The organism is Mesorhizobium sp. CNPSo 4670 (genome assembly GCF_057784235.1).
Genome location: NZ_JBWJFQ010000003.1, coordinates 432,206 through 455,457 on the forward strand (window position 1 = coordinate 432,206; position 23,252 = coordinate 455,457).

Genomic DNA, 23,252 nt, shown 5'->3' on the forward strand with positions numbered 1-23,252 from the left:
GCTTGCGCTCGCTCAGGCGTAATTGGCCCAGATGGCCTTCTGGCGCAGGAACGCCTCGATACCGGCACGGCCCATATCCTTGCCGAAGCCGGAGCCCTTGTAGCCGCCGGCCGGGTAGGTGAACTCCGGGCCGCGCCCGTGCTGGTTGATCCAGACCATGCCGGCCTCGATCGAATCCGCCGCCTTGAGCGCCTTCTTCAAATCCGTGGTGTGGACGCTGGCGGCAAGCCCGTAGACCGGATGCGCCGCCTGGGCGAGGCCTTCTTCCAGATCTGTGAAGCTGCGCACCGTCAGCACCGGACCAAAAAACTCGTCCCTGAAACCGATATTGTCGTCGTCGACGTTGCCCAGGATGGTCGGCGCGAAAAAACTGCCTTCGTTGCGACCTTCCAACACCGTGCCGCCAGTGACGACGGAGGCGCCCTCGCTGATACTGGCGCGCACCATCGTATCGATGCGCTCGAGCTGCTTGCGGCTGATGATCGGCGCGAAGGTGGTTGTCTCGTCCCAGGTCGGTCCTGCCTTGATCGCCTTGGTCCGGGCGATGACGCGCTCGATCAGCTGGTCGGCGATCTTATCCTCGACGATCAACCGCGAACCGGCCGTGCAGACCTGGCCGGCATTATCCATAAAGGCGGCCGCGACGCGCCCGGCTACCACGTCGATGTCACCGGCATCGGCCAGCACCAGCTGCGGGCTCTTGCCGCCGAGTTCGAGCGTGACGGGCTTGATGCCGGACTGGGCGGCCAGCGTCATGATTGCGGCACCGGTCTGCGTCGAGCCGGTGAAGGAGATTTTCAATATATCGGGATGGCGCACGATCGCCGCTCCCGTTGTGTGACCGTAACCGTTGACGACATTGAACAGGCCGGCCGGAATGCCGGCCTTGGTGGCAAGTTCCGCAAGCGCCAAGAGGCTATGCGGGGTCAGTTCCGACGTCTTCATCACTACCGCATTGCCGGCGGCCAGCGCCGGGGCGAATTTCCAGGCCGCGGTGATCATCGGGAAGTTCCAGGGAACGATGGCGCCGACAATGCCGTAGGGTTCATGCTTGACGATGCTCAGCGCATTCGCCTCGGTCGCGGTGACCGTGCCTTCGATCTTGTCGCAGAACTCGGCGTAGTAGCGCACGACGCCGGCAGTGCGCACCGCGTCACGGACGATCGTCATCGAGATCAGCCGGCTCGACCCCATCGCCTCCAACTGTCCGAGGTAGGTTGCGTTCTCTTCGATAAGCGCCGCGAACCGCATGAGCACGGCGGCGCGATCGCGCGGCGCGATCTTCGCCCAGCGGCTCTGCGCCATCGCCTTCTTCGCGGCATCGACGGCCTGTTGCACCGCCGCTTCCCCACCGTCGGTGATCAATCCCATGGGCTGGAGATCGGAGGGCCGGAGTACCTCAATTTCAGCGCCAGGCAAGTCAACATACTGCCCGCCGATATGATGGCCCTTGGGAATGGCGATTGTGGCCGGATCGAAACTCAGTGTCATTGATGTCTTCCTTTTGCGGCCATCTCGAAAGGGGGGCGCATTCGACGATGCCCGCTTGACTGTTTTCGCGTGAAGCGGCGTGCCGTCAACACGCCTTCTCGGCCTCACGCGCCTCGAGGAACGGGCGAAGCAGATCCGCCGATTCATGGAAGCGTCCGACGAATGTCTTCAGACGCGGATGTTCCGGATGCAGCAGCACCTTGGCCGGTGGCCCTTGCTCCGCCACCAGCCCCTGGTCGAGGAACACCACCCGATCGGCGACCTCGAAGGCAAAGCCCAGCTCGTGGGTGACGATCACCATGGTCATGCCGCTCCTGGCCAGTTCGACCATTGCCTTCATGACTTCGCCGACCAGTTCGGGATCGAGCGCTGAGGTCGGCTCGTCGAACAGCATCACCTTCGGCTGCATGGCCATGGCCCTTGCGATCGCGACGCGCTGCTGCTGGCCGCCGGAAAGCTGGCGCGGATATTTTTCCACGTGCTGCGCCAGCCCCATGACATCGAGGAGCTTCAGTGCCGTTTGACGCGCCTGCTCCTTCGGCTCCTTCTTGACGATGACCGGACCTTCCATGACGTTTTCGAGCGCCGTCATGTGCGGAAACAGATTGAACTGCTGGAAGACCATGCCGGTCTTGGAGCGGATGCGGTTGACCTCCTGGGCCGGTATCTGGGCGCCCTTGCCGTCGGCCTGCCTATCGAACAGCGTCTCGTCATCGATGACGATGCTGCCGCTGGTCGGCACGTTGAGCAGGTTGATGCAGCGCAGCAGCGAGGTCTTGCCCGAGCCGCTGGCGCCGATCAGCACCACCACCTCGCCTTCGACGACCGCGAGATCGATGCCGTTCAGCACACGCTTGTCGCCGAACTTCAGGCAGATGCCGTCCAGCCGAAGCACCGGCTTGTCGCTCTTCTCCGGCGCGGCCGTGATGGTTTGGGTGGTGCTCATTTTACGCTGGCCCCGCTCTTTTCGAGTTTCCGGGACAGCAGCGTCAGCGGCACCAGGATCATCAGGAAGATGACGCCGACGGCGGTGTAAACTTCCATCGGCCGATAGGTGAAACTCGAGATATAGCTCGCCTGATAGAGAAGGTCCGGAACCGTTATCATCGACAGCAGCGTCGTGTTCTTCATCTGGATGATCGACTGACCGGCGAGCGGCGGGATCATCTTGCGGAAGGCCTGCGGCAGGATGATCCGGCGCATGCGCTGGCCATAGGACATTCCGATGGCGGTCGCCGCATCCGTCTGGCCAGGATCGACCGACTGGACGCCGGCGCGCAGGATTTCAGCGTAGAAAGAGCCGACATAGCAACTGAGCCCGATGAAGCCGGCCCAGAATTTCGTGACATTGATGCCGGCGAAGATCGGGAATGCGTAATAGACCCACAGAAGCGTGACGAGCAGCGGAATGTTGCGGAAGAACTCGACATAGACCTGGCCGAGAACGACCAGCGGCTTGAACGTGCTCAGCTGGATAAGCCCGATGAACAGGCCGATCAGCATGCCGGCACCAATCGTGATGACGGTGAAGTAGAGCGTCATCAGCAGGCCCTGCCAGAGCAGCCCGATATTGTTGGTTATGACTGTATAGTCGAACATGGCGTCCTCACTGGTTCGATGCACGTCCAGTGGTGGCCTGACCGCCCCACCAGGCGGCGGTCAGGCTGTTGCGATCAGAAGGAGAAACCTGCCGGAAGGATCGACAGGTCGATGCCGCGGGCTTCCCACGAGCGGGCAAGCTTGCCCTGGGCGAGGCCGAGCGAACGCTCCTGCAGGATCCAGTTGGTCAGAAAGTTGATGAAGCCGGCATTGCCGGGCTTGCGGGCGACGGCCAGCGTTGCCGGATTGCGCAGGATCGGCTCAGGCAAAGAGACATTGCCGATCTTCTGGTTGGTGATCTGCAGCGCATCGAAGATGGAAAGCACGACGCCATCGGCGCGGCCAGCCTGGAGTTCCATCAGCGCCAGGCCACGATCCTCCACCGGCGTGATCTTGGCTTTCGGCAGCAGGGCTTCGGCGACGACCTGCATGGTGCTGCCCTTCTGCACGACGACGGTCTTGTCCGGCGAATTGAGCTCGACCCAGGTCTTGACCGGCTTGCCGGGAGGCGTCAGCACGGCCCAGGCGTCGGTGAACAGCGGCTCCCACAGATAGTCGACGACAAGGCCGCGCTTTGGGTTCGGATTGACGCCGATAGCGATGTCGATCTTGTTGGCCTGGAAGTCGGCTGCCAGATTGCCCCAGGTCGTCTCGACAGGCTCGAGCTTGACGCCGAGCTGGGTCGCGATCTCGCCCAGGAATTCGTAGTAGAATCCGCTCCACTGGCCTGTGGCCGGGTCCTTGATATAGCCGGGCTCCTCGCCGGTCATCACCGGAACCTTGAGCACGCCACTGGCGCGGATCTGGTCGATGACGGCGGACGGACTGTCGTCGGCGGAAGCGGCGATTGGCGCGGTGAGCAGGCCAAGACCAATGGTCAAAGCAGCCATGAACGTACGCATTACTGTGAATTTCATGTCATTCCCCTTTCTGAGTTATTTGTGGTTAGCGGGCTAGAAATCCCTTCGAGAGGGGGTCGCCCTTCTCGAAGTAGATGGTCTGGGTCGAGGTGATGAAGGCCGAGCCCTCGATCTCGATGATCATCGCCTCGCGGCCTTGCTCCTCGACGCGCCTTTGCAGGCGCGCCTCGAACGGAATGCCGAAGATATTCTTGGCGTGATAAGTCTGGTCGGGGCTGATCAGCCCCTTCCCGAGCAGATAGGTCAGGCGCGCCGACGTCCCGGTGCCGCAAGGCGAGCGGTCGAACTTGTTGGATTCCAGGACAAGAAAATGCGTCGCCGACGACTCGCTGTCGGCATCGTGAAACAGCACGCTCGGCGCGGCCGCGCCCGCCAGCAGCGGCAGGTCCTTCGTCGCCGCCTTGATCGCGTCCTTGATCCTGGCGCCGGCCTGCATCAAGACCGATGCATTGTCCGGGATCAGTTTGAAGCCGAGCAGCGCGGCGTCCACCAGCGCGTACCACATGCCGGCATAGACGATCGCGGGATCGACCTTGCCGATGCCTTCGACGGCAACGCTCAAGCGCTCCAGCCCGACATAGCTCGGTACATTAGCTATCCGCACGCGGTCCAGCGAGCCGTCGTCACTCCAGATCAGATGAACGGTCACGATGCCCGCTGGCGTTTCCAGCGTGAAGCTGTCGCCCGTTTCGGCAGAGATCTGGCCTGTGAAGGCCAGCGTCCTGGCAAGGCCGATCGTGCCGTGGCCGCACATATCGAGATAGACATAGGACGAGATGAAGAACGCGCCATAGTCGGCGACATCGGAGGCTACCGGCACGAGACCGACCATGGCCGCATGGCCGCGCGGTTCGTGCAGCAGCGCCGGGCGAAGATGGTCGAAGCGCTGGCGGAAATGATCCCGCTTCTCGCGTACGCTCGAACCTGAGAGTTTCGGAATGCCGCTCAGGATGACGCGCGTGGGATGGCCGGCGGTGTGGGAATCGATGACGCTGAACGCTGACGAGAAGCTGGACACGAGCTAGCCCTCTCCGAAGGCGTCGCGAATGCCGGCCCGCATGCTCTGCCAGATTTCCCGGATGAGGTTTTCGGTCATCGCCTTGGCGCTTTCGCCATCGCCGGCGGCGATCGCATCATAGATGCGGGCCGTGTCGTCGAGCGAAAGCTGGATGATCTTCGGATCCTGCTCGTAGGCGTGATAGCGATAGCGCAAGGCCTGCTTTTCCAGGCCGCCGAGCAGGCGCGTCAGCGTCTTGTTGCCGGCCAGCGTGTAGGTCAGGAAAGAGCCGCGCACGTCGACGATGAAGAACTGCCGGGCATCGTTTCTGGCCTGGGCCTGCTTGAGCTCCGACAAAAGGCTCTTGAATTCAGCCTTCTTCTCGATGTCGGCGGATTCGGCCGCCTGCTTGGCAACCAGCCCTTCGAGTTCGATGCGGCAGGTATAGACCTCGTCGAAATCGCGCTGCGACATCGGCGAGACCCAAATGCCGCGCCTGGCCTCACGCATCACCAGGCCGTCGCGCTCAAGCAGTCTCAGCGCCTCGCGCACCGGCGACCGGCTGACGCCGTAGCGCGCGGCGACCATTTCCTCGGTCAACCGTTCCCGCGACTTGAGGCGGCCGAAGATGATCTCTTCTTCGAGCATCTCGGCGAGATTCTCCGGGATGGCGACCGACAATTTCTGGATGCGCGCTAAAATCATGTCGACACCATACTGTATACAATGTACAGGTCAAGCCATCGCGGAAACTTTCTTGTCACATGCAATCTGCCAGCGGCCATTCCGCGAACCGCCGGATTTGAAAGGGCCAGGATATGTATCCAGAGACGATCGAGCTGCTGATTGACGGCGTGTGGTGTCAGGGATCGGAGGGCAAGTCCGAACCATTGATCAATCCCGCCACCGAAGAAGTGCTGGCAACCGTGCCGCACGCCACGGAGGCCGATCTCGACCGCGCTCTTGCCGCCTCGCTCAAAGGCTTCAAGCTGTGGAAGACGATGACCGCGATGCAGCGCTGGGCAATCATGGACAAGGCCGCCGACCTGATCGAGCAGCGCAAGGACACCATCGCCCGTATCCTGACGATGGAGAACGGCAAGGCACTGGCCGAGGCGACAGGCGAAGTGCAGTTCGCCGTCGATGCGACCCGCTGGTATGCGGAGGAAGGCAAGCGCGCCTATGGCCGCATCGTCCCTGCCCGGGTGCCCGGCGTGCGGCAGATGGTGTTGAAGGAACCTGTCGGACCGGTTGTCGCCTTCGCCGCCTGGAACTTTCCGGCCAGCAATGTCATCCGCAAGATCTCCGGCGCGCTCGGCGCTGGCTGCTCGATCATCCTGAAGCCGGCGGAGGAAACGCCGGGAACTGCCGTCGCCATCGCCCGCTGCTTTCAGGACGCCGGACTTCCGGCAGGCGTTTTGAATATCGTGTTTGGCGAACCCGCGCGGGTCTCGTCCTATCTGATCGCCTCGCCGATTCCGAAGAAGGTTTCGCTGACCGGTTCGACCGCGGTTGGAAAACTGCTCCAGAAGCAGGCGGCGGATACATTGAAGCGCTGCACTTTGGAGCTTGGCGGCCATGCACCCGTCATCGTCTATGAGGATGCCGATCTGGACAAGACGCTCGACACGCTCGTCGCCTTCAAGTTCCGCAATGCCGGCCAGGTGTGCACCTCGCCGACCCGCTTTTACGTGCATGAGGCCATCTATGACCGCTTCATCGAAGGCTTTGCATCCCGCGCCGAAAGGCTCAGGATTGGCGATGGTCTCGATACCGGCGTGCAGATGGGACCGATGATCGCACCACGGCGGCTGGATGCCATGGATGCTTTCGTCAGCGATGCGACGGCGAGAGGCGCGAGCGTCGTCACCGGCGGCAAACGGATCGGCAACAAGGGCTATTTCTATGCGCCGACATTGCTGAAGAACGTTCCGGACACGGCGCGCATCATGGCGGAGGAGCCGTTCGGGCCGATCGCGCCGACCACCACCTTCTCAACCTTCGACGACATGATCGAGCGGGCAAATTCGCTGCCTTACGGCCTGGCCTCCTTCGTCTTCACACGCAATCTCAGCCTCGCGCAGAAAACCGAGGCGGCGCTGGAGGCCGGCATGGTCGGCGTCAACCACATGATGGTGTCGACGCCGGAAACACCATTCGGCGGCGTCAACGAATCCGGCTACGGCTCGGAGAGCGGCATCGAAGGCCTCGATGCCTATCTGCGGACGAAGTTCGTAACCGAGATGTAGACTGCGGCAATCGATGGCAGCCCTCGGGAGCCCACTATAAATCAATAAAATCAATGCCATGGGCGAAGGTTCGCCAGCCATGACTTGGCCAACCCAACCAGGCTTCGAGATATCGCCGATGTAGCCGCAGGTCGTTAGGAACTCCCTGGTAGTGAATGACCGAAATGGGGCCGGGAGCGGACGGGCAGCTTCGAGGAACAGATATTCAAAAGCGGACCTTCAGCCGCCGGCGGGCATCGACGTGATCTGAGCCCCGGAGCGGGCATCCAGCTTATATCGGCAGGTCCTCGATCTCCCCATCCAGGAGAGGCGGTTCCTCCTCCGCTTCCTGCTTGGGCTCGACCATGATCAGACCGACAATGATCAACCCCAGTGCTGCCCAGGTCCATAAGGGGATGTATTCACCCAGCAAGACGATGCTCCAGCCGATGCCAGCAGTGGTCGTTGCGTAAGCAGTCTGGCTGGCAAAGACCGCTCCGGTGGTCGCTATGAGATAGATAAAGAGGATCATCGCCAGTGCCGAGGCGAGAGCAATCAGGACGACGATGATACCGAGTTCTCCAGCAAGAAATTGAACGGGAATGAGGTCGCCGAAGCCCACTACTAAGGGCATCAGCATGAAGCATGAGACAACGAGCGCGAGGCCGTAGATAGCCACACTGTCTATATCGGTGGGCCGCCTTTCGGATATGTAGAGGTCCTCCGCCGCATATGTCGCAGGGATCAGCAGCGCGAGTGCCATCCACAGCCAATGCTCCTCCCCTCCGGTCTCGCCGTAAACAACGATAATGCCGACGCCGGCCAGCCCTAGGACGAGGCCCAGAAAGCGCTTCAATCGAGGCGACTCGATGCGCATGACCGCAGCAAAAAGAAAGACCGCGAATCCTTCGAGGACAATCACAATCGACACGATGAAGGCGGGGAGCTTGCTCGCCATCCAGTAGACCAGCAATTGATTGATGACGGAGCTGAGAAAGGCCAACCCCGCGATATATGTCCACTCTTTCCGTGTCAGAGTGTTCAAGGGCGGCAGCGTTTTCCGGGTTGCAGTAATTCCTATGCAAAGTGCCGCCCCGATAGCGTCAACGAGCAGTGCCAGGCCGATGGGGTGTGCGGCGATGTTGGCGGCCATCTTGGACAGCGGCACAATCAGTCCCCAGAGAGCACCGCAGGCGAGCAGGAGCAGACCACCACGAAACGTGCGAATATTCTGGCGCAGCTGGCGCTCGCGCTCATACACTTTCTGCGCCATCGTCGTAAACACGTTGGCGAGCTTGCCCAGGCCATCGGGTCTTCTGGTGACGTCCTGAAGTCCGAGTTTGGACGGGTTGAACCTGCCAGCTTCGAGGGCAGTGGCGGCTCGCGTCAGCTTGGCAACTTGCCGAAGGTATTCCTTTTCTATGTCCCTGAGCCGTTTCTTTTCGACGCAGGTTGAAACGCGCGCCTCCAGCAGCGCAGGCTCGAAATTCTTGGGCAGGAAATCTTCTGCACCCAGCCCGATGGCCTTTATCACGCTGCTCATTTCTTCATCGAGAGCCGAGATGACGATGACCGGCAGATCGCGTGTGCGACGGGAAGACTTGAGTACCTTGAGCACATCGAACCCGTCCATTTCGGGCATGACGATATCGAGAAGGACAAGATCAAAGGAATTTTGCGCCACCTGCTCAAGCGCCAGTTCACCATTTTCAACAGCTGTGGCTTCATGGCCGAGAGTTTCAATGGCCTTCTGTAGCTTCAGGCGCACCGTCCTCGAATCATCAACAATGAGTACTCGAGCACCGGCGCCCTTCCGCGGCTCACGCAGTGCTTCAGCCAGAACAGTACTCATTTGGACCAGGTCCCTCGACGCAACTCAACAAGATGCAGGTTCAGCTGACTCTGGGCCGCTGTGCACTCGGCAACAATAGCGTCGACCTGCATCGCTGCCTGTTCGGGCATGCCATCCCGGCATTTCTTCTCAAGATCTTCGCAATAGATGGAGAGCTGGCCTGCACCAAAGTCGCGGGCGCTCGATTTCAGAGTGTGAGCCACCCGGCCGAGGCTTATCCGGTCACCCCGGTCCAACGCCTGTCGCAATTGATCGAGCAGCGTCGGGGATTCATCGAGGAAGCTCTCAATGAGCTCAGCGAGGGAGTCGGAGCTTTCACCAATCATTTCGAAGAGTTTGATTAGTGCCTCGCGTTCAATCACGATCGACTACCCCCTCGACAACTGGTGAGGCTTGAGCTTGAGTTCGGCTCTATCCGCCTGCCAGTGTGGCTCTTCTCAACGAGGCGACAAGCTCGTCGACCCGCAACGGCTTGCTCAAATAGTCATCCATCCCCGCATCCAGATATCGCTCGCGGTCCCCGGCCATTGCGTTGGCCGTAAGGGCCACGATGTAGGGTTGGCGGATCTCGGGAGTGGCGGAGGTGCGGATCAGCCTTGTGGCCTCGAGGCCATGAGAGTGGTGAAGGCTTCGCCAAACTGATAGGGGAAATGGATCAGCCTGGTTTCCCGGTCGAGCAGGGCCACATAGACGATGTCGGCGTTGAAGATTTCCTGCATCTGGTTGCCAATCAGCTGGATCGTATTCCCAAGTTCCGATTCGGCGATGAGTGCCTGGCTCACCTTGCTGATTGCACCCAGTTCGGCCGCACGGTCTTCGGTCTCTTTAAGGAGCCGTTGGGTTTCGTCAAACAGGCGGGCATTGGCGATGGCAACGCCCATGTTGGAGGCGACCGTCTGCAGCAGGCGCACATGGTTTTCGTCAAAGGCATGCTTCTGGTAGCTCTGCACGCTGAGCACCCCCAGTGTCCTTTCACCCGAGTTGATCGGCACACCAATGTAAGACGCGGTTCTGTCCTCTTCGTTGGGAAAGAAAGCGCCCAGTTCTTTCCCTTTCTCCAGAGTACCAAAAACCAACGGCTTACCCGTCAGGATGATCTTCGATGAAACTCCCACGCCCATCGGAAATGGTTCAATGAATCGATATCCGCGATAGTATGCATAAGGGACATGGATTAGGCCGGACGCATTATCGTGCAACACGATTTCACTGACCTCGGTGCCGAAGGCTTCCCGCACCTTGTCGCCCACGAGGCGAATAACAGTTTCCAGGTTCAGCGACTCCGTCATCGCCTCGCTGACACTATTGAGAATGGCCAGTTCCGCCGCGCGGTCCTCGGTTTCCTTGAGAAGGCGCTGGGTCTGATCGAAGAGCCGGGCATTGGCGATGGCAACGCCCATGCTGGAGGAGAGTCCCTGCAACAGACGCACATGCGATTCGTTGAAGGCGTCCCTCTCGTAGCTTTGCACGCTGACAACGCCCAGAGTTTTGTCGCCGGCAATGATCGGCACGCCCAGGTAGGATTCGGTTTCGTCCTCTTCCGTAGGCGTAAGAGCGCCCAACTCATTGGCACGATCACCTGAGCCGATTACGAGCGGTTCGCCGGACAGGATGACTTTGGAGGTCAGTCCCTCGCCCATCGAAAATGGTTCAGGTTCCTGGTAGTCCTTGTAGAACGCATAGGGGACCGTGATCAGATCAGACGCGTCATCGTGCAACAGGATTTCAGTGACGTCCGCGCCGAATATTTCGCGTACCTTATCACCGACGATGCGAGTCACTGTTTTGACATTTAGCGTCTTCGCCATCGCCTCGCCGACGCTGTTGAAAATGGCGAGTTCCTTTGCGCGTTGCTCAGCTATCCTGAGCAGACGCTTGTTTTCACCAGAAAGACGCTCAAGTTCAATTGCTGTGGCCGCTTTGGCGATTTCCAGCTCGGCAATCTTCCGGTTGGCGGATTCGAGGCGCCTCGCAAGGTCGATTTCGACTAAGCCCGGCATATCGGCTTTCTCCCAAAGGGACATCCCGCCCACAGGTCGAGCGGGGTCCCTGCCCATTGCCAATCAGGTTGTCCGGAGGGAATGTTACATGCCAGCGCTTTGATTGGCGAGTACGCTGGACGCACTGCCCCGTAGGTCGCCAGCCGAGCATCCACCCACGCTTCGAAAGTGTCCGATCGCAGTGTCGAGTTCTGGCGCAACCGCGCGACCTCCGGTGCGGTCGCTAGCAACGTCTGCTTTCAGCCGTGGTACGGCTGACCTCAACGGCCGAATTTGGGCGCAAAGCGGTCATCATCGCCTGATCCCTTCAACGGCAGCTTCGGGGCACGACGAGAAGTCTGCGGTGACGACGCCCGCATTCTCCGCAGGTCCCGATCCGATGGGCCGGGTGTGTGCAACATGCTGTTGCACACCTCTGGTATCTATTGCGCCCGTGTCTGACCCGAACTACCTCACTCCTGAAGAAGTCATCGCTCGCTACCGCGGTCAGCTGAACGAGGGGACACTTCGCAACTGACGCTGCATGCGCATCGGGCCGTCGTTCCTCAAAATCGGCAAAGCAATCCTCTACCCGAGCAGCGAGCTCGATCGCTGGGACAAATCGATCCTCGTTGTCTGCAGGCCCACACGCAAACTTCCGCTCGAAAAGGCGTCTCCACCAGGGTAGTAGAAAGGCCGTTCAGCCGTCCCGAGTGGCACTAGCGAGAAAAGATGAGCGTTCGGAATCCGTGGTTGATCGGGACGTCAGGGTACTGCGCAAATGCGACCATTCCCATGCGTGAAAGATCACAAGTGGTCACTCGGCACACACCCCAGTTAACAGCCCCTGCCCTCTAAGGTTGACACACAAGCAACTGATAATCCTTATGATTCCTTTCTTGGTGTGTTGATGCACAATGATCCCGCTCGACACCCCACGGTCATTGTGAATCACGACCGGTCGCGCTTGGATCTAATCTCAACGTGAAATCAGAGATTTGCGAGTTTCACTTTGGTCCGCCCAGCCTCCTTGGAGGCAGACACGCGCCCTTCCCTGCCCCACCCCTCACTGAAAGCGCCAGGAACGGCCTGCGATTGGGATGACTGAAATGGGGCCGCAAGCGGACAGACGGCTTTTGGCGATTAGCGGATGTTCAAGTCGACGCTGGGTATGATTCCCACGCTTTCTCCCGAGAAGACAGTGAAATGCGGGTGGTTCTCGAACAGGCAGACGGCAGCATCGATGGTATCGGCCTCAACGACAATGTAGCCGCAGAGAGGGTCCACGGCGTCGGCGATGCCTTCATTGGTAACGCGCCGTCCTGCCGACCACGCCGCCACGATCGGGAAAAAATGCGGCATTTCTCTCCTACCAGTTCGTCCACTGCTGTAAGCCGAAGGCATCAATCGCGCTCTGCTCGGGCTCAGGCAAGCTCCGAAAGCGGGCGAGGTCTTCGGGCTTCATAGTGTAGACTGCAAGAAAGCGGGGCATGCGGCGGTCTACGTGCTGGCAGAAGGCAGGCCACTTTGCTGAAAACGATTTATTGCGTTAATCTTCGAATATGCACCATCGCTGATAGACCAATTCGCTGAGGGGGCGAAAATTAATGGAGATGCAGCAGGTCCGTTATTTTCTGGCCCTGTCCAACACGCTTAATTTCACTCGAGCAGCGGAAGAGTGCAATGTCACACAGCCAGCTCTGACGCGCGCAATCAAGACCCTGGAAGACGAGTTGGGTGGGGAGCTGCTTCGGCGCGAGCGCCAGCATTCCCATCTGACCGAGCTTGGCCGGCGCATGCTGCCACTGCTGCAACAATGTTACGATGCTGCCACCTCCGCAAAATCTCTTGCCAAGGCCGTGCAAAGCAGTGACGTCGCTCCACTCAACGTCACCATTTCCAATAGCGTCAACATAGCGCTGCTGGTTTCAACCTTCACCGAGCTTTTCCGAGCCTACCCTGGAGTGCACCTCAAGATCAGTCGCGGTTCGCCGACCGCTGTCATCGAAGCTCTCAAGAACGGCGAGGTCGAACTGGCGGTTGCCGGCCCGCTGGGACAGGCCTGGGATCGGCTCGACACGTGGCCGCTTTTCCAGGAAGCGATCGAGCTGGTCGTGAACTCCAATCACCCTCTTGCCCGCCGAAACGAAGCGGACGTCGCACTGAGCCAGTTGTCCGCAGAGCCCGTGCTCAGTCGGATCGACTGGGAAACGAGCGAAGATTTGTCGCGCGGTCTCTCGGCCAAGGGATTTTCGCCTCGCACCGCTCACGAGGTTGAAACCGACCAGGATTTGCTGGCGCTGCTGGAAGCCAATGCTGGCGTTGGCTTTGTCTCGATGACTGCACCTCGCTCGCCCAACGTCCGCCGACTCAAGCTGCGTGATCTGGATGTTTCTCGGATCGTCGCTGTATACGCAGTCGCCGGCCGACATCGCTCGCAGGTGGCCATGACGCTCCTCAACCTCCTGCGATCGACCGACTGGTCGACTTTTGGCGTCAGCGAGCCCGCCTGAGCGCCGCGATCAAGTCGTCGATGTCCATCCGCCGACGGTAGTCGGGATCGACGAACCGATCTGTGATGATGCCATCAATCCCGACAACGAAAGTAGCAGGGATCGGCAGGAACCAGCTGTTATTGCCCTGGTAGTTCGGCAGATCGAGGCCAAGGCCCATCAGCCGCTCCATTTCGGCTCCCACCCAGATCGCCAGGTTGAGGGACAAAGCGTAGCCATTGTCCATATCGGTCAGGAAAGGAAATTGCGCACCAACCGATGCCTTCATCGCCTTCGCGAATTTGCGCCGCTCCGGCATGATCACCACGACCTGGCCGCCCAAAGTCGCGATCTCCTGCTGGGCTTCGACGATGCCGATCGCATTCAGGCGGCAATAGGGACACCAATGTCCGCGCTGAAAGGTTATGACGGCCGGCCCGTGAGCAAGGATTTCAGATAGGCTCACGAGCCTGCCCTCGTCGTCAGGCAGCAGGAATGCGGGCATGACATCGCCGGGCGCGGGCGCGCTTGCGCCAGCTTCCTGCTCCCGGAGGCGCGCTACCAGCCGGTCAACCGCGTCAGCGAAATCCGCGTTCAGGCGGCGCACGGCCCTGGCAATCACCGCCAGCCGCTCGTTGAGAGGCGCGTCGAGTTCTATGGCAGCCTGGACGGACTGTTCAAATGTCATTGGCTGGTCGTCGGCGGCCATTTCAGCACTTTCGCAATTTCCATGCAGCCTAACATTGAAGCCCTACGACCACGGCCATGCTTTTCTTGCATGGAGTCGATGCATTGCGTGCATCGAAACCGCGGGGATTCATCTTCTGTTCGATATTTCGGGTCGAATCGTTACAGCATGTTCCTGAGATCTGAGGTCCGCCAGGCTGCGCGCCTCTGCCATCGCTATCGACAGCCCGGGAATGCATTTACTCGCCTTCCCAAGACTCAATGCAGTTTGACTCGCGGTCTGGCGCGGCGTGACAAGAAGCCGATTGCCGTGTCCAGCACGGTCTTGAAGGTCCCGTGGACTGCCTTGAGATGCATCTTGTAGAGCGAGCGATACATCAGCCGTGTAAGCAAGCCCTCGACCTTCAGTCCGCCGACCAAGCTGCCGAAGGTGCCGTAGTCGGCCAGTGAGACGAGAGAACCGTAGTCGCGATAACGGAACGCCGGCGCCGCCCATCCTCCCCGGCGTGCTGCCATCACCTTGACCATATGATCGGCCTGCTGATGGGCCGTCTGGGCGCGCGGCGGCAAAGGGCCTTCGCTGCCGGGCAACACACAACTCGCGCAGTCGCCGATCGCAAACACGTTTTCGTCTCCCATGGCCCGAAGCGTCTCATCCACGACCAAGCGGTTGATGCGATCCGTATCGAGGCCATCGAGCTGCCTCAGAAAATCCGGCGCCTTGATCCCGGCGGACCACACGACGAGTTCGGCCGGCACGAACAGCTTCTCGCCAAGCTTGATACCGTCTTCTGTCACTTCGGTGACCTTGATGCCGCATCGGATCTGAACGCCGAGATCTACAAGCCGGCGCGCAGAAGATCGCGCAAGGTGTTCCGGCAAAGCCGGCAGGATGCGCGGTCCCGCCTCGACGATGGTGATGCGGATCAGCCTCTCGAAATCGATGTTGTCGAGATTGTGCGAGGCGATTTCTCGCATCGACTTGTGCAACTCCGCGGCCAGTTCAACCCCGGTCGCCCCGGCGCCAACGATGATGCAATGGAGCTGGCCCGGCGAAAGCTTCTCGTATTGCGCGTTTGCACGCAGGCAGGCGTCGATCATGCGCTTGTTGAAACGGCAGGCCTGACCGGTCGTGTCGAGTGCAATAGCGTGACGTGCGGCCCCCGGCGTACCGAAATCGTTGCTGACGCTGCCCACGGCCAGCACCAGCGTGTCGTAGCCCAGCACCCGTGGGGGAATGATCTGCCTGCCATCATCGTCGAAGCTCGGCGCAACAAAGATTTGGCGCTTGGAGCGATCGATGCCGACGACTTCGCCGATCCGGTAGCGATAGTGGTGGCGACTGGCATGGGCAATGTATTCCACCGCATCGTTCGACGGGTTCAAAGTTCCGGACGCCACCTCGTGCAGAAGGGGTTTCCAGATGTGGGTGCGATTGCGGTCGACCAGCGTGACCGAAAGCCGCCCCTTGCCGGACTTGCGCCCGAGGCGCGTTGCCAGTTCCAGCCCGCCCGCGCCGCCGCCGACAATGACCAGGCGATGCAGAGAGCTGTCCGCATGAGATGGTGTCTCCGGTATCGCACGGAAAATCGCTGCATTGTTGGCGAGCACGGCTTCCGGAACCAGCCGCATCCCGGGAGTGATTATCTGCATCGGTATTCTCCGTCTTTCTTCTCGGCGTCGCGCTCGAACCGATCACTCTTGCGACTCGTGGATGACGATGCCCTGCAGCATGCCGACGTCGCATTCCCACGGCTTCTCCGAGAGGACGCGCTGCCCGTGCTCGTATCCGGCCTGCCAGCGCGTGCGGACGCCTGCGCGGGTGAAGTCGATGTCCTTGGTGTGGTCCTCGCCGTCGAGGCGCGGTGAAAGCAACCGAACAAGGTGCATGACCGACGGGCAGCCATAGGAGGCAAGTTCCTTGAACATCGGATCCTCACGCCGCTCCTCGGGAACCAGCCTTCCCATTTCACGCACGACGTGCCGCAGACGGTGCAGTTGCTCCTGTCTGGCAACGTGGCTCCGGCCCCGGCTGGCGTATTGAAGGTCCTTTTGCCGACCCATGACCTGCCAGATCGATTTCGGCTCGGTGGCGCGTGGCTGCCACATGTTGACGGCAAAGATCAGCGAGTCGCGCCGCGGACGCGCGTCGAGCACGACCTCGATGGGCGTGTTCGAATAGATGCCACCATCCCAGTAAGGCTCGCCGTCGATACAGACCGCCGGAAACGCCGGCGGCAAGGCACCCGACGCCATGATGTGCGCCGCCGACAGGGTCATCTCTCGGGTGTCGAAGTATTTGAGTTCACTGGTGTTGACGTTGACCGCGCCGACCGTCAGGCGGGTATGGCGCCGGTTGAGATAGTCGAAGTCGATCAAGTCATTCAGCGTCCTCTTGAGCGGATCGGTCGTGTAGTAGGAGGCGTTCTCGACACCCACTTCGCGGTTCACTCCGAACATGGCGCTTGGATTCGGCTCGAAGAATCCCGGTATGCCGCGCATCACGGTGCCCATATTGGCAAAGACATTGCTTGGAACCATCATCCGGAAAAACTCATCGAGCGGGCTGATACGGCTGACGTTTTCCCAGAATTCCTGAAGCCTCGCGAGCCGAACCGTTGGTTCGTTTCCGGCAATCAACGCCGCGTTGATGGCACCGATCGAGGTGCCAATGACCCAATCCGGCTCGATCCCGCCTTCGACGAGCGCCTGGTAGACACCGGCCTGATAGGCACCTAGGGCGCCGCCGCCTTGCAGCACCAACACCGTTTGCCGCTGAACGGCAGCATCGGCCACTTGGGCGACCTCCGGCAAAGGTTCAGCGGTCGGGGGATTTCGGGTGATCTTGTTCATGGTCTCTGCTCCTCGCTGGCGGTTCAATGGGCGGTCCAGCCGCCCTCGATTGGCATGATCGCGCCGGTGATCGAGGCTGCCTCGTCCGAGGCCAGAAACAGGCAGAGTGCCGCTACCTGGGCTACGGTCACGAACTGCTTGGTTGGCTGAGCCGCCAAAAGCACATCCTTGATCACCTGTTCTTCTGTGATCCCCCGGGCCTTGGCCGTATCCGGTATCTGCTTCTCGACCAGCGGGGTGAGCACGTATCCGGGGCAAACCGCATTGACGGTAATGCCCTGCTCGGCGACTTCCAGCGCAACCGTCTTGGTCAGACCGGCGACGCCGTGCTTGGCGGCGACATAGGCGGATTTGTAGGGCGAGGCGACAAGGGCGTGGGCGGACGCAACGTTGATGATGCGACCCCATTTGCGTTCTTTCATGGCCTGCAGCGCGCGTCGGATCGTGTAGAAAGACGACATCAGATCGATCGCCACGACTGCTTCGAATTTCTCGATCGGAAAGTCGTCGATCGGTGCGACATGCTGGATGCCGGCATTGTTGACTAGGATGTCGACCGCGCCGAACTCGGCGATAGCCTTGTCCATCATCGCGGTGATCGCGCTGCCCTTGCTCATATCCGCGCCATCGTAGCGAACGATCACGCCGTGGTCGGTGGCGAGCCTGGCGCGTAACTTCTCGATCTCCGTGGCATCGCCGAAACCGTTGAGCACAATGTTGCATCCCTTCGCTGCGAAGGCCTCGGCGATGCCTTGGCCGATGCCGCTGGTCGAGCCTGTGATCAGTGCCGTCTTTCCTATGAGCATCGTTGTTTCCTTCGGTTGAAGCCGCGGCCGAAATGGCCTGCAAACGGCTGCGAGCGACGGGCCGTGGCGCCCAGTCTCGACTTCTGGGCCAAGTATGGCGGGTGGCTGAAGGCAGCGGAAATGCCGTTGAGACATGGATTCGATAGCCGACCGTCAGATCGTCAATCTGTCGCCTGGGATATCAATCGCCGGATCGGGTTGTTTGACGTAGGGGTAACTAGTAAGATCAACCGGCAACGCGGGTCGTGCCGTGTGCCAGCCGCTGGGGGAGCGTGCAGTGGAGATCAGCCAGGTCAGGTATTTCTTGGCCGTCGCCAAGGAACTGAATTTCACTAGGGCGGCCGAGCTGTGCAACGTTACGCAGCCGGCACTGTCACGCGCGATCAAGCTGCTCGAAGACGAGTTCGGCGGCGCGCTTTTTCACCGTGAACGACGCTTCACTCATCTGACGGAACTCGGTCGAATGGTCGAGACCTATCTCGAAGGCGTTTTCGAGAACTCCCGGCAGGCAAAGCAGATCGCCGAGCAATATGTGCACCTGAGGAAAACGCCCCTCCGGGTCGGCATTATGAGCACGATTGCTCCGGATGAAATCATCGAACTCATCTCGTCCGTGCGCACGCACCATCCGGGCGTGGAGCTTCATCTTTGCGACGCTGATGCACCGAGCTTGCGACGGCGGCTGCTCGGAGGAGATCTCGAGGCAGCAATTTACGCGTTGCCATCAAACGTGCCCGATGAGGAAGTTCACTCCTTGCCGCTGTTTCAGGAGCAGATGGTGATGGCCGTTCATCTGAACCATCGGCTGGCCAACCAGCGCAGCGTGCGGGTGACGGATATGAGCAATGAAAGCTACATCCACCGCAACAATTGCGAATTTGCCGGCTATGCTGACGCCATTCTTTCCGAGCAGGGTGTCACGGTCAGCCCCGTTTACTGGAGCGATCGCGACGATTGGACACTCGCAATGATCGCCGCCGGGCTTGGTTTCGGATTCATGCCCGAGCATACCGCCAAGCACCCCGGAGTGGTGCGGTTGCCGATCACCGATCCGGAATTCTGGCGCGAGGTCAATCTCGTTACGGTGCGTGGCCGCAGGCATTCGCCGGCGGTTGGTGCACTCGTGCGCGAGGCCACGCAGAAGAAGTGGTTCGGCGAACGTGCGAAGGCGTTGTCCGCCGCTGAGTAGCCTCTGCGCGCAAAACGTTCTTTCCCATGCCGGAGCGATGGATCTCCGGCACCTGTCCACGCTCAGTTCTTCCTGATCGTCGAGGTCACGGACTGGATCACTTCGGTTGCCATTTTGAACTGTGGGGCGCGATCGGTGATGCCATGACGCTTGGCGATCCAGTCGAAATCGCTATAGGCGGCGTAAACCGCGCCATCCGCAGTCTGGTAGACCAGCACGCGCACCGGCCAGTCGAGACCGGCTTCGGGATTGGATGTGATGAAGGTTGTCCCGAGCGCCGGGTTGCCGAACATCACCAGCCGCGACGGCCTGACTTCGTTGCCGGCATTGTTGCCAAGCTTTGCCTGGTCGATGACGCCGAAGAACTTGATACCCTTCTTGAGGACATCCTTCTTGATGCGGGCGACGGTTTCAGTGACGGAATAATCGCTCTTCACCGTAACGACGCCGTCCGAAGCGGCAGCCGGGAGGGTGATCGCCACAATCATGGTGGCGCCGGCAAGCAAGGTTTTGAGGCAAGTGGTCATGTCAGTCTCCTTTGTTGGATGGTCAAATTTCAGGGTGCTAGGTCTTTGGCGTTTGCAGCATGCGCGCGACCACGATCGCAACGGCGAGGACCGCGGCGAGCACCGCCACACATGCGGTCCAGCCGATCCGGTCGTAGATTTGGCCGATGACGAAGCTGCCGGCGAGCCCGCCCGCATAGTAGGAGGCGAGGTAGATGCCGCTTGCGGCGGCTCGGTCGCGCGAGGCGGTCCGGCTGACGTGCCCCGTGGCTAACGCCTGCGCCAGGAAGGTGCCGATGGCGACCAGCGCCATCCCAGCAAGAACGATCGGCAGGCGGGGCGTGAGCAGCAGAAGCAAACCCAGGATCGCCAGCGCAAGCGTAGCGCCGATGCCGATCCGTGGGCCGAGGCCCGCAGCGACACGCCCGGCGAGCGGCGTGGTCAGCATGGAGGGCAGGAAGACGAAATACACCAGCCCCAGTGCCATCGGCGATAGCGATAGCGGCGCAGCGACGAGCTGGAAGTTCACATAGGTGAACGTGCCGATGAAGACGAAGAGGATCAGGAAGGCGATCACGAAACAAGCGCGCAGTTCGGCGTTCTCCAGCGGGCTTTTCCAGGACGCACGGGCAGATTGACCGACCGTATCGGCCCTTATCGTTGCAGAGGTCTTTTGCAGCGTGAACCAGACGAGCGCCGCGCCAGACAGATTGAGGGCCGCGAAGGTCAGGAAGTTGGTGGAGATGCCGAACGTGTCGGCGACGGCGGCCGACATCAGTCGTCCGAAGAAATTGCTGGCGACATTGCCCGTCACGTAGGCGGCGAGGGCGCTGGTCGTCTGCCGCGCTGAAAAATGCTCGGCCAGGTAGGCCATCGTGAGCGTGAATGCGGTCGACATGCACAGGCCTTGCGCCACGCGCAATAGGGCGAAGACGACTATGCTGTCTGTTTGCGAAAGCAGCGTCGTTGGGATGGCGAGGATGGCCAGGCTGATCCAGATGCCATTGCGGCGATCGATGCCGCGCCCGAACAGAGCGACCGCGACCCCGGCCACCGCCATGCCGAACGTGCTTGCGTTGACGGCGAAGCCCATGGTCGCGCGGCTGACGCCGAATTTTATGACCAACGAAGGCAGGATTGCCTGGGTGGCGAACAGATCGACAAGCGTGAGAAACGCGATCAGTGCAACGAGGCCGAAGCGCCAGCTGTCGGCAGCCACCATGCGCAGCCGAGTCGGTTGCGTGTGTTCACTCATCGTCATGACAGGGCTCCGTGGCCACACGTCCCCAGGCGACCGCCCGAGGACGCGTTTTCAGTTGCTGATGCTGGAATCTGCTCGCCGCAGGCGCGGCTCACATCATGTGGTCGTCGGGCATCGCAGGCGGCAGGATGTCGGCGGAATAGAGCACGGCGGGCACCTTGCCGTTGTTCTTCCACCAATGGGCGAGCTGGCCAAACTCGGCGGTCACGTCGCCGGCTGGATGCTCGATCCCCACCTTGCAGGTGCTGCGATATTCGGTGATCGAACCTTCTACGATCAGGATGTTGGCAGGACGAACATTGTGCTCATGCCATGGCACGACGCCGCCCGGCTGAACGACGAGCTTGCGAAGACGCAGCATATTGCCTTTCCAGGCTTCGCCCTTGCTGCTCAGATCGATCGCCGAGAGAACCGTGTCGGTAACGCCAACCGGCTTGCTGGGATGGTCCTGGATATCGGTCGTCGCGGCCTGGCCGGCAGGACAGTCGCCGGCGAAGGCCGGGGCAGCGGAAAATGTGGCGGTTGCGGAAAGCAGCCCTATCGCAAGCGCAAGATTGAGTTTCTTGGTAGCCATGTCGTATTTCTCCTTTGTCGGTGCCCAAACGCGGGAGGCGGGGCATGACGAGAAGAGTGACCGGAGCCGCACCAAAAGAGAAATGCTGACTGGCTTTCAATTCGATACCTGAAAACTATCGTCGACCATCGCAACTGCATATAAGACACACGCGGCAAACCGCCACGTGCGATCCTTAATTCTTCGATTTGCTTCAGGCAGCGGTCTTTTGAATCGCCTGGACGATTGCGCTCTCAGGCCAGCCATGCGCCTTGACGCTGTTCACGAAAGCCGATGCCGCAGGCGAGAACCTGCGTCCCGCAACGACAACCAGGGATACTTCCCGCCAGACCTCAGGGTCGATGACGGGACGGACCTGCAACCCCGGAATCACCGCACTGAATTCCGGGATGAAGCAGATGCCCAGTCCTCCGGATACCATATTCTGGATCCAGTCCTCGCGCTCGCTGGCGTAGGAGATCCTGAGCTTCACGCCGCGGTCCGTGCACAGACCGGCGAGGTGATCGCGATACTCGCAATTGAGACGTCTGAGATAATTTTCACCATCGAGTTCGGAGATGGCCACGTTGTCATTGCGAGCCAGCCGGTGGCCATTTGGAAATGCGAGGACAAAGCGCTCGCGATAAAGCGGTGTGACGTCGAAGCGGTCCGGGAAGCTGTCGCTCGACGCCATGATGGCGACGTCGATCTCGCCGGACTCCAGAAGTTGGGAGAGCGATGCCGGCACGCCCTCAACCAGCTGCAGCTGGATGCCTTGCTGTCGCCGGTTAAAGTCAGTCAGCAGGCCAGTGAAACGACGGGGGCCTATAGTGCACATGACGCCGACCTTCAGGTTGGCGTTTTCCAGGCACAGAAACCTCGATGCCTCCTGCCGCACTCCAGTCAGTTCGTCGAGAATCTGCTGAAAACGAGGGCGAAGCAGCACACCCAGGTCAGTCAGGTGGGTCAAGCTTCGTTCGCGGCGAAACAGTAGCCCTCCGACCTCTTCCTCGAGCTGTTGAATCGCGCGGGACAGAGCCGGCTGAGTAACGTTGCACTTTTCGCCTGCGCGCGTGAAGTTTCGCGTCTCGCACACGGCCAGGAAGTAGCGGATGTGGTGAATGTCCATGCCGATTTGTCCCCGGATTGCAGACGTGGCTGTTCGTGCTTCGGAGACTGCCGCAAGGCTCGCTTTGGCGCCAATGCACTGCGGCTATGAAGTCGATAGCGGTCCGTCATGGCGCCCGTGACAGCGCTCGCTGAAATTTTGTGTTTGCGCCGCAGTTGGCCACCACCGAAAGAGAGATGGCAAGCAGACCGTTCGCCATCGCGACATCTTCCCTAGGTGCTCGGAACGAGCCGGAGCACGTCAGTTGGCGCCGCCAAGCGCCAATACATTGGCGCAGAATGCAGCGTGCGGCTTGCTCAGGGCTGCGTCATTGCACATCTTCATCATCTTGTCCCGATCTCCCCGAGGCGTAGCCAGCCATGCCTTTTTGAAACCGGCCATAGGCTTCATCATTTTCATACCAGCATCGCTATGGAATGAAGGCAGTGACGCCAGATCGCCGAAGGCATCGGCGGATGCAGGCCCGGCCAACAGAGCGACGGCGAACGCCCCCAAACAGACATTTCGTATTCTCATGACACGCTCCTCTTGGTGCTGAAGGGCTGCCGGCGACCGTCGTGACGCCAGCTCCGAAGCGAGATCGCGGGATTCTCGCCAGCCTGGCAAAACCTTGCGGCGCGCAAAGGATTGCAGCCAATGCAATCTGCCTATGGAGTTCATGCCACCTTGGCATTTCGCCAATGAAGGATCATGCGGCAGTGTCTCCATCA

General features: G+C 60.4%; 22 protein-coding genes and 2 pseudogenes. 4 read left to right on the forward strand and 20 right to left on the reverse strand.

The window, feature by feature from the left end; all coding sequences use genetic code 11:
• Positions 1 to 12: 12 nt before the first annotated feature.
• The 6 genes from AC0ZT5_RS08460 to AC0ZT5_RS08485 form a co-directional block, all read right to left on the reverse strand.
• Positions 13 to 1,491 carry an aldehyde dehydrogenase family protein gene (locus AC0ZT5_RS08460; RefSeq protein WP_488496053.1) on the reverse strand — a complete coding sequence of 493 codons (1,479 nt, stop codon included), beginning with the start codon at positions 1,489 to 1,491 and terminating at the stop codon, positions 13 to 15.
• Positions 1,492 to 1,576: 85 nt separating this feature from the next.
• Entirely contained in the window at positions 1,577 to 2,437 is an 861-nt protein-coding gene (locus AC0ZT5_RS08465; protein WP_488496054.1) for an amino acid ABC transporter ATP-binding protein, read from the reverse strand.
• Positions 2,434 to 3,090 carry an amino acid ABC transporter permease gene (locus AC0ZT5_RS08470; RefSeq protein ID WP_488496055.1) on the reverse strand — a complete coding sequence of 219 codons (657 nt, stop codon included), beginning with the start codon at positions 3,088 to 3,090 and terminating at the stop codon, positions 2,434 to 2,436. Before AC0ZT5_RS08470 ends, AC0ZT5_RS08465 begins: the two co-directional genes overlap by 4 nt.
• A gap of 74 nt (positions 3,091 to 3,164) precedes the next feature.
• A complete protein-coding gene (locus tag AC0ZT5_RS08475) occupies positions 3,165 to 4,007 on the reverse strand; it encodes a transporter substrate-binding domain-containing protein (RefSeq protein ID WP_488496056.1) in 843 nt (280 codons plus the stop codon).
• A gap of 28 nt (positions 4,008 to 4,035) precedes the next feature.
• Entirely contained in the window at positions 4,036 to 5,028 is a 993-nt protein-coding gene (locus tag AC0ZT5_RS08480; protein WP_488496057.1) for a proline racemase family protein, read from the reverse strand.
• A gap of 3 nt (positions 5,029 to 5,031) precedes the next feature.
• On the reverse strand, positions 5,032 to 5,712 hold the full coding sequence (locus AC0ZT5_RS08485; RefSeq protein ID WP_488496058.1) for a GntR family transcriptional regulator: 681 nt from the start codon (positions 5,710 to 5,712) through the stop codon (positions 5,032 to 5,034).
• A 113-nt stretch (positions 5,713 to 5,825) separates the two neighbouring features.
• Between AC0ZT5_RS08485 and AC0ZT5_RS08490 the strand changes: the two genes are divergently transcribed.
• Complete coding sequence (locus AC0ZT5_RS08490; RefSeq protein ID WP_488496059.1) at positions 5,826 to 7,256, forward strand: NAD-dependent succinate-semialdehyde dehydrogenase; 1,431 nt, start codon at positions 5,826 to 5,828, stop codon at positions 7,254 to 7,256.
• Positions 7,257 to 7,527: 271 nt separating this feature from the next.
• Here AC0ZT5_RS08490 and AC0ZT5_RS08495 read toward each other — a convergent pair whose 3' ends face one another.
• Genes AC0ZT5_RS08495 through AC0ZT5_RS08510 form a run of 4 tightly spaced genes read right to left on the reverse strand, consistent with a single transcriptional unit; the run spans position 7,528 to position 11,087 of the window.
• Positions 7,528 to 9,087, reverse strand: a complete 1,560-nt coding sequence (locus AC0ZT5_RS08495) for a response regulator (RefSeq protein WP_488496060.1) — start codon at positions 9,085 to 9,087, stop codon at positions 7,528 to 7,530.
• On the reverse strand, positions 9,084 to 9,449 hold the full coding sequence (locus AC0ZT5_RS08500) for an Hpt domain-containing protein (RefSeq protein ID WP_488496061.1): 366 nt from the start codon (positions 9,447 to 9,449) through the stop codon (positions 9,084 to 9,086). Before AC0ZT5_RS08500 ends, AC0ZT5_RS08495 begins: the two co-directional genes overlap by 4 nt.
• Before the next feature lie 49 nt (positions 9,450 to 9,498).
• Positions 9,499 to 9,681, reverse strand: coding sequence for a response regulator (locus AC0ZT5_RS08505; RefSeq protein ID WP_488496112.1), 183 nt, complete (start codon positions 9,679 to 9,681; stop codon positions 9,499 to 9,501).
• The gene (locus AC0ZT5_RS08510) at positions 9,678 to 11,087 is read right to left on the reverse strand and encodes a GAF domain-containing protein (protein WP_488496062.1); all 1,410 of its coding nucleotides are present in this window, start codon (positions 11,085 to 11,087) and stop codon (positions 9,678 to 9,680) included. Before AC0ZT5_RS08510 ends, AC0ZT5_RS08505 begins: the two co-directional genes overlap by 4 nt.
• A 433-nt stretch (positions 11,088 to 11,520) precedes the next feature.
• Between AC0ZT5_RS08510 and AC0ZT5_RS08515 the strand changes: the two are divergent.
• Positions 11,521 to 11,754, forward strand: a pseudogene (locus AC0ZT5_RS08515) (hypothetical protein).
• A gap of 455 nt (positions 11,755 to 12,209) precedes the next feature.
• Here the strand turns inward: AC0ZT5_RS08515 and AC0ZT5_RS08520 are convergent.
• Positions 12,210 to 12,558 (reverse strand): annotated as a pseudogene (locus AC0ZT5_RS08520) (hypothetical protein).
• Between the two features lie 115 nt (positions 12,559 to 12,673).
• Between AC0ZT5_RS08520 and AC0ZT5_RS08525 the strand changes: the two are divergent.
• Positions 12,674 to 13,579, forward strand: coding sequence for a LysR family transcriptional regulator (locus AC0ZT5_RS08525; protein ID WP_488496063.1), 906 nt, complete (start codon positions 12,674 to 12,676; stop codon positions 13,577 to 13,579).
• On the opposite strand, the gene AC0ZT5_RS08530 is transcribed toward AC0ZT5_RS08525, so the two are convergent.
• The 4 genes from AC0ZT5_RS08530 to AC0ZT5_RS08545 all read right to left on the reverse strand — a co-directional run bounded on the left by AC0ZT5_RS08530 (position 13,563) and on the right by AC0ZT5_RS08545 (position 17,904).
• Positions 13,563 to 14,267, reverse strand: a complete 705-nt coding sequence (locus AC0ZT5_RS08530) for a peroxiredoxin-like family protein (RefSeq protein ID WP_488496064.1) — start codon at positions 14,265 to 14,267, stop codon at positions 13,563 to 13,565. The genes AC0ZT5_RS08525 and AC0ZT5_RS08530 overlap by 17 nt on opposite strands.
• A 236-nt stretch (positions 14,268 to 14,503) precedes the next feature.
• The gene (locus AC0ZT5_RS08535) at positions 14,504 to 15,898 is read right to left on the reverse strand and encodes an NAD(P)/FAD-dependent oxidoreductase (RefSeq protein ID WP_488496065.1); all 1,395 of its coding nucleotides are present in this window, start codon (positions 15,896 to 15,898) and stop codon (positions 14,504 to 14,506) included.
• Between the two features lie 42 nt (positions 15,899 to 15,940).
• Positions 15,941 to 17,098, reverse strand: coding sequence for a patatin-like phospholipase family protein (locus AC0ZT5_RS08540; RefSeq protein ID WP_488496066.1), 1,158 nt, complete (start codon positions 17,096 to 17,098; stop codon positions 15,941 to 15,943).
• Between the two features lie 23 nt (positions 17,099 to 17,121).
• Entirely contained in the window at positions 17,122 to 17,904 is a 783-nt protein-coding gene (locus AC0ZT5_RS08545) for a 3-hydroxybutyrate dehydrogenase (protein ID WP_488496067.1), read from the reverse strand.
• Positions 17,905 to 18,181: 277 nt separating this feature from the next.
• Between AC0ZT5_RS08545 and AC0ZT5_RS08550 the strand changes: the two genes are divergently transcribed.
• Entirely contained in the window at positions 18,182 to 19,093 is a 912-nt protein-coding gene (locus AC0ZT5_RS08550; RefSeq protein ID WP_488496068.1) for a LysR family transcriptional regulator, read from the forward strand.
• Between the two features lie 62 nt (positions 19,094 to 19,155).
• Here the strand turns inward: AC0ZT5_RS08550 and AC0ZT5_RS08555 are convergent, their stop codons facing one another.
• From AC0ZT5_RS08555 to AC0ZT5_RS08575, 5 genes are all read right to left on the reverse strand, one after another.
• Positions 19,156 to 19,620 carry a DUF302 domain-containing protein gene (locus AC0ZT5_RS08555; RefSeq protein WP_488496069.1) on the reverse strand — a complete coding sequence of 155 codons (465 nt, stop codon included), beginning with the start codon at positions 19,618 to 19,620 and terminating at the stop codon, positions 19,156 to 19,158.
• Positions 19,621 to 19,657: 37 nt separating this feature from the next.
• Positions 19,658 to 20,860: an MFS transporter gene (locus tag AC0ZT5_RS08560; RefSeq protein ID WP_488496070.1), complete on the reverse strand. Its 1,203-nt coding sequence runs from the start codon at positions 20,858 to 20,860 to the stop codon at positions 19,658 to 19,660.
• A 91-nt stretch (positions 20,861 to 20,951) separates the two neighbouring features.
• Entirely contained in the window at positions 20,952 to 21,434 is a 483-nt protein-coding gene (locus AC0ZT5_RS08565) for a cupin domain-containing protein (protein WP_488496071.1), read from the reverse strand.
• Between the two features lie 193 nt (positions 21,435 to 21,627).
• Positions 21,628 to 22,542 carry a LysR family transcriptional regulator gene (locus AC0ZT5_RS08570; protein ID WP_095775296.1) on the reverse strand — a complete coding sequence of 305 codons (915 nt, stop codon included), beginning with the start codon at positions 22,540 to 22,542 and terminating at the stop codon, positions 21,628 to 21,630.
• Between the two features lie 240 nt (positions 22,543 to 22,782).
• The gene (locus AC0ZT5_RS08575; protein WP_488496072.1) at positions 22,783 to 23,250 is read right to left on the reverse strand and encodes a hypothetical protein; all 468 of its coding nucleotides are present in this window, start codon (positions 23,248 to 23,250) and stop codon (positions 22,783 to 22,785) included.
• Positions 23,251 to 23,252: the final 2 nt, after the last annotated feature.

Bases quoted from the DNA above. Each gene is read 5' to 3' on its own strand.
- AC0ZT5_RS08460 (WP_488496053.1), bottom strand. From the start codon at position 1,491: ATGACACTGAGTTTCGATCCGGCCACAATCGCCATTCCCAAGGGCCAT.
- AC0ZT5_RS08465 (WP_488496054.1), bottom strand. From the start codon at position 2,437: ATGAGCACCACCCAAACCATCACGGCCGCGCCGGAGAAGAGCGACAAG.
- AC0ZT5_RS08470 (WP_488496055.1), bottom strand. From the start codon at position 3,090: ATGTTCGACTATACAGTCATAACCAACAATATCGGGCTGCTCTGGCAG.
- AC0ZT5_RS08475 (WP_488496056.1), bottom strand. From the start codon at position 4,007: ATGAAATTCACAGTAATGCGTACGTTCATGGCTGCTTTGACCATTGGT.
- AC0ZT5_RS08485 (WP_488496058.1), bottom strand. From the start codon at position 5,712: ATGATTTTAGCGCGCATCCAGAAATTGTCGGTCGCCATCCCGGAGAAT.
- AC0ZT5_RS08490 (WP_488496059.1), top strand. From the start codon at position 5,826: ATGTATCCAGAGACGATCGAGCTGCTGATTGACGGCGTGTGGTGTCAG.
- AC0ZT5_RS08495 (WP_488496060.1), bottom strand. From the start codon at position 9,087: ATGAGTACTGTTCTGGCTGAAGCACTGCGTGAGCCGCGGAAGGGCGCC.
- AC0ZT5_RS08510 (WP_488496062.1), bottom strand. From the start codon at position 11,087: ATGCCGGGCTTAGTCGAAATCGACCTTGCGAGGCGCCTCGAATCCGCC.
- AC0ZT5_RS08525 (WP_488496063.1), top strand. From the start codon at position 12,674: ATGGAGATGCAGCAGGTCCGTTATTTTCTGGCCCTGTCCAACACGCTT.
- AC0ZT5_RS08530 (WP_488496064.1), bottom strand. From the start codon at position 14,267: ATGGCCGCCGACGACCAGCCAATGACATTTGAACAGTCCGTCCAGGCT.
- AC0ZT5_RS08535 (WP_488496065.1), bottom strand. From the start codon at position 15,898: ATGCAGATAATCACTCCCGGGATGCGGCTGGTTCCGGAAGCCGTGCTC.
- AC0ZT5_RS08540 (WP_488496066.1), bottom strand. From the start codon at position 17,098: ATGAACAAGATCACCCGAAATCCCCCGACCGCTGAACCTTTGCCGGAG.
- AC0ZT5_RS08545 (WP_488496067.1), bottom strand. From the start codon at position 17,904: ATGCTCATAGGAAAGACGGCACTGATCACAGGCTCGACCAGCGGCATC.
- AC0ZT5_RS08555 (WP_488496069.1), bottom strand. From the start codon at position 19,620: ATGACCACTTGCCTCAAAACCTTGCTTGCCGGCGCCACCATGATTGTG.
- AC0ZT5_RS08560 (WP_488496070.1), bottom strand. From the start codon at position 20,860: ATGACGATGAGTGAACACACGCAACCGACTCGGCTGCGCATGGTGGCT.
- AC0ZT5_RS08565 (WP_488496071.1), bottom strand. From the start codon at position 21,434: ATGGCTACCAAGAAACTCAATCTTGCGCTTGCGATAGGGCTGCTTTCC.
- AC0ZT5_RS08570 (WP_095775296.1), bottom strand. From the start codon at position 22,542: ATGGACATTCACCACATCCGCTACTTCCTGGCCGTGTGCGAGACGCGA.
- AC0ZT5_RS08575 (WP_488496072.1), bottom strand. From the start codon at position 23,250: ATGGAGACACTGCCGCATGATCCTTCATTGGCGAAATGCCAAGGTGGC.